This window comes from Nakamurella sp. UYEF19 (genome assembly GCF_040546275.1).
Taxonomy (GTDB): Bacteria; Actinomycetota; Actinomycetes; order Mycobacteriales; family Nakamurellaceae; genus Nakamurella.
Map to the genome: position 1 here is coordinate 57,264 of NZ_JBEPNO010000013.1, position 14,040 is coordinate 71,303.

Here is a 14,040-nt window from a genome sequence, read left to right on the forward strand (position 1 = left end):
GTGGTGCCGGCCCCACAACTGAGCTAGCGGGTGGTGGAGACCGAGACGGCTTTCGCCGCAGGGTGCATGCTGATCTGCTGCAACTTGTTCAGAGCCGCGGCAATCCGGGCAGCGGGTGCCGCCATCTTGGCCGCACTTCGGCCGGCAACGACGTTGGCGGTCGGCAGGGTGAAGAAGAACCCCGTGACGTCGACGACGTAGTCGACGTTGCCGTAGGAGCCGTTGTAGATCGAGATGGTCCCGTCGGTGTTGACCGGGAGGATGATCGATCCGGCTACGTCCTGCTTCGGCTGGAAGTTGGAGCTGGACACCGACGGGAGCTGGGTGTTTCCCTCCCAGGTCGTCAGGAAGCCCGAAGCCTGCGGCTGGACGGCGGTGACGTTGACGACCACTGCCTTGAAGACGCTGAAGGTCGGGTCGTTCGCCGGGAAGATCGGGATCTTGCTGATGGTCAGCGCTCCGGCGGGACGGCCACCGGTGCCCCGGCTGTCGAAGACACGGAACGGGGTGCTGGGGATGAACGTGCCGTCGGTGGCGGGGGTGCCGCCGACGAAGTAACCGGTGACGTCCGCGAGGAGATCAACCGGCGTGTTCGATCCGTTGAACAGCGAGATCGTGCCGTCGGTGCCGATCTCCATCAGGGCCAGGTTTGCCCGATCCTGGTTCGGCAGGTAGTTGAGTGTGGACGCCAGCGGAACGGGCGATCCCGGGTAGGCGGTCACGAAGCCGGAACCACTGCCGTGCACGGCAGTCACGTTGACGACCACGGCGGAAGCGGTTGTCGGGACACCGTTCAGTCCCGCGACCTTGAACTTGGTGACCGACTGCGGGCCGGCCTTCTTCTTGGCTGCGCCCACACCGATCCTGGAGTCCAGGAACCGCTTGGAGGGCAGGGAGACGAACGTGCCCTCGACCCCGGTGCTGGCTCCGCCCAGGTAGTAACCATGGATATCGGCCAGGACGTCGACGGTGCCGCCGGAACCGTTGTAGATCGACACCGTGCCGGTGGAGCTCACCGGTGTGATGACCAGGTTCGGCACGTTCTGTTTCGCCTGGAAATTCAGGTTCGAGGCCAGGGGACGCGTGGCGCCGCCGGCGTAGACGGTGAGGAATCCCGACATGGTCGGATTGACCGCCGTCACGTTGAGGACCACGGCCGAGACCGGCACGTCGCTCCCGGTGGTCACCTTGAAGGTGAGCGTCGCCAGCTTGGCCAGCGGCACCTTCGGCGCACCCAGACCGCTGCGGGTGTCCAGGATGCGGGTGGCATCCACCGTGTTGTACGACCCGGGGGTGACCAGGTCGGCGTGCGCGAGCGGCACGCTGACGATGGAGATGGAGATCGCCACCGCCGCCGCTACTCCCGCACTCATGACTGTTCTGAGCTTCACGCAGTTCCCTTTTCCGTTCGCAGGGGCGGTGCATTCGAAGTACTGGCCGATCTGTGGATCCGTCGCACAGGTCGCAAAGATCTCCGGCCTCGCGCGGGGCGGGCGGTACAGCGCCTGTGCACGACCCATTCGGTGTGCGCGGGAGATCAGATGGGGTCCTGCCGCACATGTCCGTGAATTCACCCCTTCGGCAATCTGCGGCCCGGCGAGATCGGCGGAGTGCTACGAAAGTTGGCCATCAGCCGCACCTTCGACTCCGCTGAACGGGTTGTTGCCATGTCCAAACGCACTTCTGGGGTCGACTTTCGCTTTTCATCCTCACGTTCCGTGCTCATCGGAACAGCTGTTCCGATGGGCCTCTTTTTCGACGGCCGCAGCCGTTCCCCATCGGACGTTTTCTCGGTGGTTGCGCTCGAAGGGCCGTTCGACCTGTCAACCGTTCGGGTGCGAACCCGACACGGGGGTCTCGGCTGGATGCGTCCTCAGAGGGTCGAACCACCGCTGAGTCCCAGGGGGCGCCCCTCCTGGCACCGGGCCGATCGTTCGGCGGACCGTGCCTCTTTCGGGACATCCTTCCAGATACTCTCCGTGCCTCCGGCGGGACCGGCACAGGACGTACGGCGTGCATTTCACCCTTCTGCTCCCGAGCAACCACTCTCCGCGAGACACACAGCAAGCAATTGACCTGACGCATTCACCGGATCGGCTTCGGCGATTCTGGTGTCGAGCGAATAACATTGCCGGACGTGTTTTACCGGAACCAAACACGGGTATCGCTCCTCATCCTCTATTCGCGGTCAGGGCGACTCAGGGCTGCCCATCACGTTCCGTGACTCTTTTCCCACCTGGGAGTGCTTCTTCGGCACAGAGTGATGGATCGACCGGAAGGGCGGGTCAATTGCATGTTCCTCTATCTACCGTTGGCCTGGTCATTGCGTTGCAGCACAACTTTTCTCGCCCACGCCAAATCGAGATTCGGGATCCGGATCCGCTACGGGTGCCCACTTGCCAGCTGCCGCGCCGTCTGTATGGTCGACCACGACCGCAGCGTTGGGGTGGTTACCCCGCGTTAACGGCCACCATTCTCATCAAGGGGAGCATCCATGACGAAGTCCACAGAGAATATTTATACAAAGGCTCCACACAGCCGGCACGGGGGGGTGAAAAGCGCAGGGACGAGACGTCGAACCCTGGCCGCCATCCTGACGTTCGGCCTTGTCGCCAGTGGGTCGGTATTCCTGGCCGGGACAGCCGCGGCGGTCCAGGCGCCGGTGGCCCAGTCCCAGGGCCGTTTCCTCTCGGGCACCATCGGGGTAACAAACCTCGACAACGTGGCCGCCCTCGTACCTGCGACCGCCGTCAATACCGGCGGACCAGCTGTCGTCAACGACCACCCGCTGGACGCCACCGTCCTCAACGCCATCGACCTTCCGTTGGGCAACGGCATCGCGCTCCTCGGCAACCAGGGCATTCTGACCCTCGGAGCCGTTGAGCAGTACGCCAAGGCCTCCCCGGACGGCAGTTCCTACGGTGCCTCCGGTGCGCTGGACAACAACGGCGCCATCTCCACCGGCGCTGGCACCCCCGGAATCGCCGATGCCCAACTCGACCTCACAGCGCTGGCCGGCGCAGGTTCACTGACCGGCGTCATCTCTGCCGGAACCCTCAATGTCGGGGCCGTCTCCGGCACCGCGAACCAGACAGCGGCCGGTGTGCAGAGCGGCACCTACAAGATCGCCTCGCTGAAGCTCAACCTCTCCAGCCCGCTGATCGCCAACCTGACCTCAGGGCTCAACACCACGCTGACCGGCCTCCAGCCGGTGGTCAACGGGATCCAGACGACGCTCAACGGCCTGCTCGTGGGTCTTGTTACCGTCAACGGCCTGCCGAACCTGGGTACCCTGACCTCCGGACTCACCACCGTGACCTCCGCTGACCAGTCGATCACGGTGAATCTGCAGACCGGCGCCATCACCGTCGACGTAAACAAGCTGCTGATCACGGCGGGTCTCGACATCAACAACCTGCCACCGAACACGCAGCTGCTCCCGAAGATCCTGAATGCGCTCACCACCCAACTGGTGCCGGCAATCACCTCGGCGCTGACCGGCCTGATCACCCAGATCACCGCCTCCCTTGGCAACGTGACCGCCACCGTGGCGGGTATTCCAGTTTCGCTCGCAATCCTGACTCCGGTGCTCAACGGCGTCATCACCCAGGTCACTGCTCCGATCACGACCGCCAGCGGCACCGTCGGATCCACCCTGATCCCGCAGCTGGGCACCGGCCTGAGCGCACTGCTCTCGCTCAAGGCCAACGTGCAGCCGACCGCTCCCAGCGGCCCGACCTTCACCGAGCGGGCCCTGTCCATCGGCCTACTACCCGGTGTCGGCGGCGTGTCCACCGTGGCCACGGTCAACCTCGGTTCGGCCACCGTCGGCCCCAACGGCTTGACCGGGCTGTTCACCCTGTCGCTCGATCCTGATCACGGCACTCCGGCCGGCGGAACCTCCGTCACCATCACCGGTGGCGGCTTCGTCCCCGGCGCCACCAGCGTCACCATCGGCGGGAACACCGTCCCGGCCAGCCAGGTGACGGTCAACGCCGCGGGTACCACCGCGACGTTCCTCACCCCGCCGCACCCGACCGGGGGAGTCGGCGTCACGGTGACCGTCGGCGGAGTCACCAGTTCGCCGCCGCTCGGCTACTACTACGGCATCATCCCGGTCGCCACCTGCATCCTGACCGGCGGCGGCGCCGCGACCATCACGGTCGTGGCCGACACCGGCCTCGACACCAGTCTGGTCCCGTCGCAGTTCACCGTAACCACGACCAACGGCGTCAACTCCTACGGGGACCCGGTCGCCACCACCCCGCTCCTCGGTGGCTTCCTGGTCGTCCAGACCAGTGCACCGGTCCCGGACAACACGCCGTTCGTCGCCTACACCCTGGCAGCGACCACCGGCACGCCGTATACCCCGATCCTGAGTGCGCCGATCCCCTGCACGCAGATCACCCCGCCCCAGTCGAAGGCCGGCGTCTACCACCCGCTGCCCACCCCGGCACGGCTGCTGGACACCCGTTACAACATCCCGGTCGGCACCACCACCCCGGTGGGTCCGCTGGGCACCGCCACCGTCCAGATCCTCGGCCGCGGCGGGGTTCCCGCCACCGATGTCGCCTCCGTCGTGATCAACTTGACCGCCACGGATCCGACGCAGGCCGGCTTCCTCACGGTCTACCCGGACGGCACCCGCCCGAACACGTCGAGCCTGAACTACGGCAAGGCGCAGACGGTGGCCAACCTCGTGGTGGCACCGGTGGGCGCGGACGGAAAGATCCGCATCTACAACAGCACCGGCGGCACCACCAACGTGCTGGTGGACGTCCAGGGCTACTTCAGCTCCGGTGACACCGTGGCTCCCGGCTCCTACGTGCGGCTCAATCCCACCCGCATCCTGGACACGAACGCCCGCATCGGGGTTCCGACCAGTACGCCGGTGCCCGCCAACGGCACGGTCAAGCTGCAGGTCGGGGGCTTCGGCGGAGTGCCGACCAGCAACGTCTCGGCCGTCGCCCTCAACGTCACGGTCGACCAGACCCACACCATCGGATTCATCACCGTCTACCCCTCCGGGGCGCAGCGGCCCGAGGTGTCTAGCCTGAACTTCCTGGCCAACACCACCGCCGCCAACCTGGTGATCACCCCGATCGCCGCTGACGGCACCGTGCTGATCACCAACACCTCCGGTGGTGGGGTCCGCCTCATCGCCGACGTCTCCGGCTACTTCCTCGGCGGCATCCCCATCCTCGACGGAGAATTCGTCGCCGTCACCCCCAGCCGCATCCTGGACACCCGGAACAACATCAACCTCAACGGGGCCGTGCCGCGGCTGGGTACCATTGCACCGACCATGTTGGGTCGCAACGGCATTCCCGCCACCGGAGTAGGTGCCGTCGTCATGAACGTCACCGTCGACCACCCGGTCCGCAACGGCTACATCACCGTCTACCCGCAGGGAACGCGACCAGAGGCCTCCAACCTCAACTTCGTCCCCAAGGTCGCCAGGGCCAACGCCGACTTCGCCACCATCGGCGCAGACGGCAAGGTCCGGATGTTCAACGGGTCCGGCGGAACGGTGGACCTCATCACCGACGTCTCCGGCTACTTCATCAAGAACCCGCTGCTGTAACCCGTTAGCGGGCTCACCCACCCGTTCCATACAGAAGCGCCCCGTCCCGGTCATCTCCGGGACGGGGCGCTTTGGCGTGTCACAGGCGCCTAGCGGTGTACGACTACTTTGCGTCACCGCCCTCGAGCGTAGGAGTGGATTGTTACCCCGATCTAGTGGATCAACACGTCGATAGCATTCTTGACTATCGACCTTTCGGCGTCATTTGTGCTGCAGTGCAACGGCTTTCAAACTGATTTTTCGCCCCACGGGTGAAAGGCCCGCTGCGAAGTCTCTGCCCCAGGAGGTGGATCAGGTCGTACCGTGAGTCATCGCGGCTCCCCGATGCTCACATCGGCGGACAAACACGACTTTTTGATGATCACGGGGAGCACCGATGTCGCAGAACAAAAACTCGGGTGGAGTATCAACCACCACTTCGGCGGGCCGTACCGGTCGCGAATCGGTGCGCCGCGCTCTGGCCGCCGTCGTCACGCTAGCCCTGGTGGCCGGTGGGTCGGTGTTGTTCGCCGGCAACGCGGCAGCTGCGACTCCCGTCTCGCAATCGGTAGGCCGCTTCCTGTCCGGGACAGCGCTGAGCCAGAACCTCTCGGCCCTGGCCAACCTGGCTCCGGCCTCGGCCACCAACGTGGGAGCGCCGGCGACCGTCACCAGCAGCAACCCCCTGGACGTCACTGCGCTCAATGCCGTCGACGTGAACCTGGGCGGCGGGGTCAACCTGTTGGGCAGCAACGGGATCCTGACGCTCGGCGCGGTCGGCCAGTACGCCACCGCCTCCGCGACCGGCAGCTCATACGCATCATCCGGTGCCATCGACGCCAGCGGCGCCATTGCCACCGGCGCCGGTGTCCCCGCCGCCGATGCCACCCTGAACCTCGGGTCCCTGCTCGGCACGGTGCCCGCCCTCAATGGAGTCGTCTCCGCCGGGACCCTGTCCGTCGGCGCCCTGGCCGGTACCGCGACCGAAACCGCAACCGGCGCGCAGAGTGGCACCTACAAGATCGGGTCGCTCTCGCTGTCCGTGACGAGCCCGCTGGTCTCCGGCATCACCACCGGCCTGACCACCACGCTCACCGCCCTGCAGCCGGCGGTCAATGCCCTCCCCGGCCTGATCAGGGCGATCCCAGCGGTCGGCGCACTGGCTACCATCAGCACTCCGCCCAACCTGGCCACCCTGGTCACCGCCCTCGGCACCGTGACCTCGGCGGACGGATCGATCACCGCCAACCTGCAGACCGGCGTGGTCACCATCGACGTGGCGAAGGTGCTCACCACGGCCGGACTGAACCTGAACACGTTGCCGCGCAACACCGATCTGCTGCCCTACATCACCGCCGCGCTCACCTCGCAGCTGCTGCCGGCCATCACCACCGCCCTCCAGGGCCTCATCACCTCGATCACCAACGCCATCAACGGCATCTCGGTCACGGTGCTCGGCGTCCCGGTCGCCCTGGCGGTACTGGCACCGGTGCTCAACCCGGTCATCGCCCAGGTCACGGCGCCGATCACGACCCTGATCGGCAACCTCGGCTCGACCGTCATCACCCCGCTCGCCACCGGCCTCACCACGCTGCTGTCGCTCACCGCAAACGTGGAACCGACCGCCCCCAACGCCGCCAGCACGTTCACCCAGAGCGCCCTGTCCATCGGCGTCATCCCGGGCGCGAACACCGCGCGGGTCACCCTGGCCTCGGCCACCGTCGGACCGAACGCCGGTCCGCTCGGCGCCCCGACCGCCACCTCGCTGGCCCCCAACCAGGGTCCGATCGTCGGCGGCACACCCGTCGTCATCATAGGCACCAACTTCGTGCCCGGGGGCAGCACCGTCGTGATCGGCGGAATTACCTTGCCCCCAGCAAGTGTCGCCGTCAACGCCGACGGCACGACTGCCTCGTTCACCACTCCGGCGCACGCCGCCGGACCGGTCGGCGTCACCCTGTCCACGCCCAGCGGCGCCACGGCACCCTTGACCTTCACCTACGGACCACTGGCCCCGCCCACCCCGGTCGCGGCGGGTCTGAGCCCCAACCAGGGACCGGTCGCGGGGGGCACCTCGGTCACCATCACCGGTAACGGCTTCATCGCCGGCACCACCGTGTCCATCGGCGGGAACACCGTCGCCGCCGGTGATGTCACCCTCGGCGGCGGCGGAACGACCGCCACCTTCCTGACGCCGGCCCACGCTGCCGGCGCCACGAGCGTGACGGTCACCACCACGAATGGCACCAGCACCCCCGCCCTGACCTTCACCTACCTCGCGGCCCCGACCCTGGCCAGCCTCAACCCGGATCACGGGACGGCCGCCGGCGGCACCCTGGTGACCATCACCGGTACCGGTCTGGTCCCCGGCGCCACCAGTGTGACGATCGGCGGGAACACCGTGGCCGTCGGCGATGTCAGCGTCGCAGGCGACGGGCTCAGCGCCACGTTCCGCACCCCGGCGCACGACCCGGGCCTGGTCGGCGTCACGGTCACCACCCCGGGCGGCACCAGCACCCCTGCACTCGGCTTCACCTACGGACCGCCGATCGCCTCGACGCTCAGCCCCACGCACGGCCCGGCGACCGGCGGGACCTCCGTCACCGTCACCGGCAGCGGCTTCGTCGCCGGCGCCACCACCGTCTCCATCGGCGGGAACACCGTCGCAGCCGGTGATGTCACCGTCGCTGCCGGCGGCACCACCGCCACCTTCGCGGCCCCGGCCCATGCCGTCGGCGCAGTCCCGGTGACGGTTTCCACCCCGGGTGGCACCAGCACCCCGGCCCTGACCTACACCTACGACCCGCCGACGGCCACCAGTCTGTCGCCCGACCACGGACCCGCCGCCGGTGGCACCGGGGTCGCCATCACCGGCGCCGGCTTCGTCCCCGGCAACACCACCGTCACCATCGACGGCACCACGGTTCCGGCGACCGTGACGAACAACGGGACCACCGCCACGTTCACCACCCCCGCGGACAACCCCGGCCCGGTGAACGTCACCGTCACCACCCCGGACGGCACCAGTAGCCCGGCGTTGACCTACAGTTACAACCTGCCCACCGCAACAAGTCTCAGCCCGAACAACGGCCCGTCGGCCGGCGGCATCCAGGTCGCCGTCACCGGTACCGGCTTCGTGGCCGGCAGCACCACGGTGAGCATCGGCGGCAACGTCGTACCGGCCACCGGTGTCACGGTCACCGGCAACGGCACCATCGCGACGTTCACACTGCCCGCCCACAGCCCGGGCGCGGTGAACGTCACCGTCACCACGCCGGACGGAACCACCACGCCCGCTCTGCGTTTCGTCTACGGACCACCGACGGCCACCAGTCTCACCCCCGACCACGGCCCCACCGCGGGCGGTGACACGGTGATCATCACCGGCACCGGCTTCGTGCCGGGCGCCACCACCGTCACCATCGACGGAACGATCATCGCCGCCGGCGGTGTCACCGTCAACGGGGTCGGCACCACGGCGTCGTTCACCACGCCGGCCGACAACCCTGGCGCAGTCGGCGTCACCGTCACGACGCCGGGCGGCACCAGCACCCCGGCGCTGACCTACACCTACGGCCCGCCGACGGCCGCCGGCCTCACCCCGACCCACGGCCCGGCCGCCGGCGGCACCTCGGTCGTCGTCACCGGCACCGGCTTCGTCCCCGGCGCCACCACCGTCACCATCGGCGGAACCCTGGTTCCTGCAACAGCTGTCACGGTCAATCCGGCCGGTACCACGGCCACCCTCGCCACCCCGCGGCACGCGGTCGGCCCGGTCCAGGTCACCGTGACGACTGCCGGCGGAACGAGTGCGCCGCTGGGCTACACCTACGACCTGCCGACCGCCACCAGCCTCGACCCCGACCACGGACCGGTCGCGGGTGGCAACACCGTCGCCATCACCGGCACCGGTTTCGTGGCCGGGAGCACCACGATCACCATCGGCGGCAGTACGGTCGCCGCCGGCAATGTCACCGTCAGCAGCGACGGCACGACCGCCACCTTCACGGCGCCGTCCCACGCCCCCGGCGCCGTCGACGTCACCGTCACCACCCCCGACGGCGTCACCACCCCGGCGCTCACCTACACCTACGGCCCGCCGACCGCCACCAGCCTGACCCCGACCCACGGACCCGCCGCCGGCGGGACGTCCGTCGTCATCTCCGGCACCGGGTTCGTCGTCGACGCAACCAGCGTCGTCATCGGCGGAAGCACCGTCCCGACCACCGCCGTCCAGGTGAACCCGGCCGGCACCACCGCCACCTTCACCACCCCGGGTGGCACCGTCGGTCCCGCAGCGGTCACCGTCGTCACGGCCGGTGGCACCAGCGCCCCGGCACTGACCTTCACCTACGACCTGCCGACGGCGACCAGCCTCACCCCGGACAACGGACCGGTCACCGGCGGCACCTCGGTCGCCATCACCGGCACCGGCTTCGTCCCGGGTAACACCACCGTCACCATCGACGGCACCTCCCGCCCGGGGACCGTCACCAACAACGGCACCACCGTCACCTTCACCACCCCCGTCGACGGCCCCGGCGCGGTCGGCGTCACCGTCACGACACCGAGCGGAACCACCGCCCCGGCACTGACGTTCACCTACGGACCGCCGACCGCCACCAGCCTCGATCCGACCCACGGACCGGCAGCGGGCGGCACGAAGGTGACCATCACCGGCACCGGGTTCGTCCAGGGCGGGACAGCCGTCTCCATCGGCGCCCAGACGGTCGTCGCGGCGAACGTCATGGTCAGCACCGACGGCACCACCGCGTCCTTCACCACCCCGCCCAACGCGGCCGGCGCAGTGAACGTCACGGCGACCACGGCCGGCGGCACCAGCACTCCCGGGCTCACCTACACCTACGACCCGCCCTCGGCCACCAGCCTCAGCCCGACCCACGGGCCGGCCGCCGGCGGCACCTCCGTCACCGTGAATGGCGCCGGCTTCGTCCCAGGCGCCACCACCGTTCTGATCGGTGGGAACACTGTCGCGGCCGCCAATGTCGCGGTGAACCCGGCCGGCACCACGGCCACCTTCACCACGCCGCGCCATGCTGTCGGCGACGTCTCGGTGACCGTCACCACCCCCGGTGGCACCACGCTCCCGGCCCTTCCGTACACCTACGACCTGCCGACCGCGACCGGACTCGACCTGGCCGGCGGACCGGTGGCCGGCGGCACGAGCGTGACCATCACGGGCACCGGGTTCGTCCCGCTCCTCACCACGGTCACCATTGGCGGAGTCCTCGTCCCGGCACCTCTGGTCGCGGTCAACGCGGCCGGCACCACCGCCACCTTCCTCACTCCCCCTGGCGCCGCGCCGGGCCCCGTCGACGTCACCGTCACGACGCCCGACGGCACCACCACCCCGGCGCTCACCTTCGTCTACGGCCCGCCGGTCGCAGTGACCCTCGACCCGACCCACGGACCCGCCGCGGGTGGCACCTCTGTCGCCATCACCGGTGCCGGGTTCGTGGCGGGCGCCACCACCGTCACGATCGGCGGAACCACCATTCCGGCAACGGGTGTCGCCGTCGATCCGACCGGCACCACCGCCACCTTCACCACTCCGCAACACGCGGTCGGGCCGGTGCAGGTCACCGTCACCACGGCCGGCGGCACCAGTGGTCCCGCTCTGACGTACACCTACGACCTGCCCACCGCCACCAAGCTCTCGCCGGATCACGGCCCCATCGCCGGTGGCAATGACGTGATCGTCACCGGCACCGGCTTCGTGCCCGGCCAGACGATCGTCACCATCGACGGCCTCCCGGTCACCGCGACGGTGAGCAACAACGGCACCATGGCCACCTTCCCGGCCCCCGCCCACGCACCCGGCGCCGTCGCTGTCACCGTCACCACCCCCGACGGCACCACCACACCGGCCCTGAAGTACACCTACGGGCCGCCGACGGCGACCTCGCTCAACCCGCCCCACGGACCGGCGGCCGGCGGCACCACGGTGACCATCATCGGGACCGGCTTCGTCCAGAACGGCACCACCGTCTCGATCGGCGGCAACACCGTGCCGGCCGGCAGCGTCGCGGTGACCAGTGACGGCAACTCGGCCACCTTCACCACCCCGGTGCACCCGGTCGGTTCCGTCCTGGTCACCGTCACCACCGCCGGCGGCACCAGCACCCCGGCCCTCGGCTACGTCTACGACCCGCCGACCGCGCTCAACCTGTCGCCGGACAACGGACCGACAGCCGGCGGCACCCTGGTCACCATCACCGGCACCGGCTTCGTTCCCGGCTCCACCACCGTCACCATCGGTGGTATCGACCGGGTCGGAACCGTCAGCAACAGCGGCACCACGGTGACGTTCCGCACCCCGGCCCACGATCCGGGAGCCGTTGCCGTCACCGTCACCACCCCCGACGGCACGACCCTGCCGGCCCTGCGATTCACCTACGGCCCGCCGACCACCGCAAGCCTGACGCCGATCCACGGCCCGACCGCCGGCGGCACCTCGGTGACCATCACCGGCACCGGCTTCGTCCCGGGTGACACCACCGTTGCCATCGGCGGCAACACGGTGCTGGCCGGGGCGGTGACGGTGAACACCGCCGGCACCACCGCGACCTTCACCACGCCGCCCCACGCGGTCGGACCGGTGGACGTCATCGTCACCACCGACGGTGGGGACAGCACTCCTGCTCTCACCTACACCTACGACGTGCTCAGCGCGCTGAGCCTGACGCCGAACAACGGTCCGGCGGCCGGCGGCAACAGCGTCACGGTGAACGGCACCGGCTTCCTCCCCGGAGCCACCGGCATCACCATCGGCGGCGTGGCCATCCCGGCGTCGGCCATCATCGTCAACGCGGCCGGCACCACGGCGATCTTCACGGCGCCGGCGCATGCCGTCGGCGGTGTTGCGGTGGCGGTCAAGGTCGGTAATACCGTCATCACGCCGTCGCTGGGCTACTACTACGGCACCATCCCCGTCGCCACCTGCATCCTGACCGGCGGAAACGCAGCGACCGTCACGGTGATCGCCGACGAGGGCACCGCCACCGGCCTCGTCGCCTCGAACTTCGCGGTGACCACGGTCGACGGTGTCACCCAGTACGGCGATCCGATCGCCGTCACGCCGGCACTCGGTGGTTTCCTCACCGCCCAGATCAGCGCTCCGGTCCCCGATGGCACGCTCGCGGTCGGCTACACGCTGGCTCCGGCCTCCGGGACGGCCTACCCCCGCATCCTGGGTGGCCCGATCACCTGCACCCCTCTCACCACCCCGGGCGCCGGCACCTACCACCCGCTGACCCCGGCCCGACTGCTCGACACCCGCAACAACATCCCGGCCGGCACCACCACGCCGATCCCGGCGTTCGGCACTTTGACGCTGCACGTCCTTGGCCGCGGCAACGTCCCCGCGACGAACGTCGCCACCGTCGTCGTGAACGTGACGGCCACCGACCCCCAGCAGGCCGGCTTCGTCACGGTCTACCCGGAAGGCACCCGCCCGAACACCTCGAGCCTGAACTTCGGCAAGGCGCAGACGGTGGCGAACCTGGTGGCAACGCCGGTCGGTGCGGACGGCAACATCCGCATCTACAACGGATCGGCGGGGACTGCCAATCTCATCGCAGATGTCCAGGGCTACTTCAACTCCGGTCTGACGGTGGCGCCAGGCTCCTACAACCCGGTCGCGCCCAGCCGCATCCTGGATACCGACAACGGCATCGGTACCCCCACCAGCACCCCGCTGGCGGCGGGCGGGACGCTCAAGCTGCAGGTCGCCGGGGTGGCCGGGGTGCCGGCCACGAACGTCTCCGCGGTGTCTCTGAACGTCACGGTCGACCAGACCAAGACGCTCGGGTTCGTCACGGTGTACCCGTCCGGAACGCGGCCCGAGGTGTCCAGCCTGAACTTCCTCGCGAACACCACCGCGGCCAACCTGGTGATCAGCCCGCTGGCGCCCGATGGCAGCGTCCTGATCACGAATACATCCGGCGGTACCGTCCGACTCATCGCCGACGTCTCCGGGTACTTCCTCGGCGGCATCCCGATCCTCGACGGAGAATTCGTCGCCGTCACCCCCAGCCGCATCCTGGACACCCGGAACAACATCAACCTCAACGGGGCTGTACCGCGGCTCGGCACCATCGCACCGACGATGCTCGGCCGCAACGGCATCCCCGCCACCGGAGTAGGTGCCGTCGTCATGAACGTCACCGTCGACCACCCGGTCCGCAACGGCTACATCACCGTCTACCCGCAAGGTGATCGACCAGAGGCCTCCAACCTCAACTTCGTGCCCAGGACGGCAAGGCCCAACGCCGATTTCGCGACCCTGGGCAGCGACGGGAAGGTGCGGATGTTCAACGGGTCCGGTGGAACGGTCGACCTCATCACCGATGTCTCCGGCTACTTCATCAGCAACCCACTGCCGTAACCCATCGGTAGCGGAAAGCTTCACCAGCTCCACACAGCAGCGCCCCGTCCCGGGAACTCCGGGGCGGGGC

At 68.8% G+C, this 14,040-nt stretch carries 3 protein-coding genes; 2 read left to right on the plus strand and 1 reads right to left on the minus strand.

The genetic code is table 11. The features are described 5' to 3' along the window. Positions 1-23 precede the first annotated feature (23 nt). Positions 24-1,391 carry a hypothetical protein gene (locus ABIB25_RS17620; protein ID WP_354529785.1) on the minus strand — a complete coding sequence of 456 codons (1,368 nt, stop codon included), beginning with the start codon at positions 1,389-1,391 and terminating at the stop codon, positions 24-26. Positions 1,392-2,494: 1,103 nt separating this feature from the next. Here ABIB25_RS17620 and ABIB25_RS17625 point away from each other — a divergent pair. Next, the gene (locus ABIB25_RS17625) at positions 2,495-5,584 is read left to right on the plus strand and encodes a choice-of-anchor G family protein (RefSeq protein WP_354529786.1); all 3,090 of its coding nucleotides are present in this window, start codon (positions 2,495-2,497) and stop codon (positions 5,582-5,584) included. A gap of 376 nt (positions 5,585-5,960) precedes the next feature. After that, on the plus strand, positions 5,961-13,970 hold the full coding sequence (locus ABIB25_RS17630; RefSeq protein ID WP_354529787.1) for an IPT/TIG domain-containing protein: 8,010 nt from the start codon (positions 5,961-5,963) through the stop codon (positions 13,968-13,970). Positions 13,971-14,040: the final 70 nt, after the last annotated feature.

Bases quoted from the DNA above. Each gene is read 5' to 3' on its own strand.
- ABIB25_RS17630 (WP_354529787.1), top strand. From the start codon at position 5,961: ATGTCGCAGAACAAAAACTCGGGTGGAGTATCAACCACCACTTCGGCG.
- ABIB25_RS17625 (WP_354529786.1), top strand. From the start codon at position 2,495: ATGACGAAGTCCACAGAGAATATTTATACAAAGGCTCCACACAGCCGG.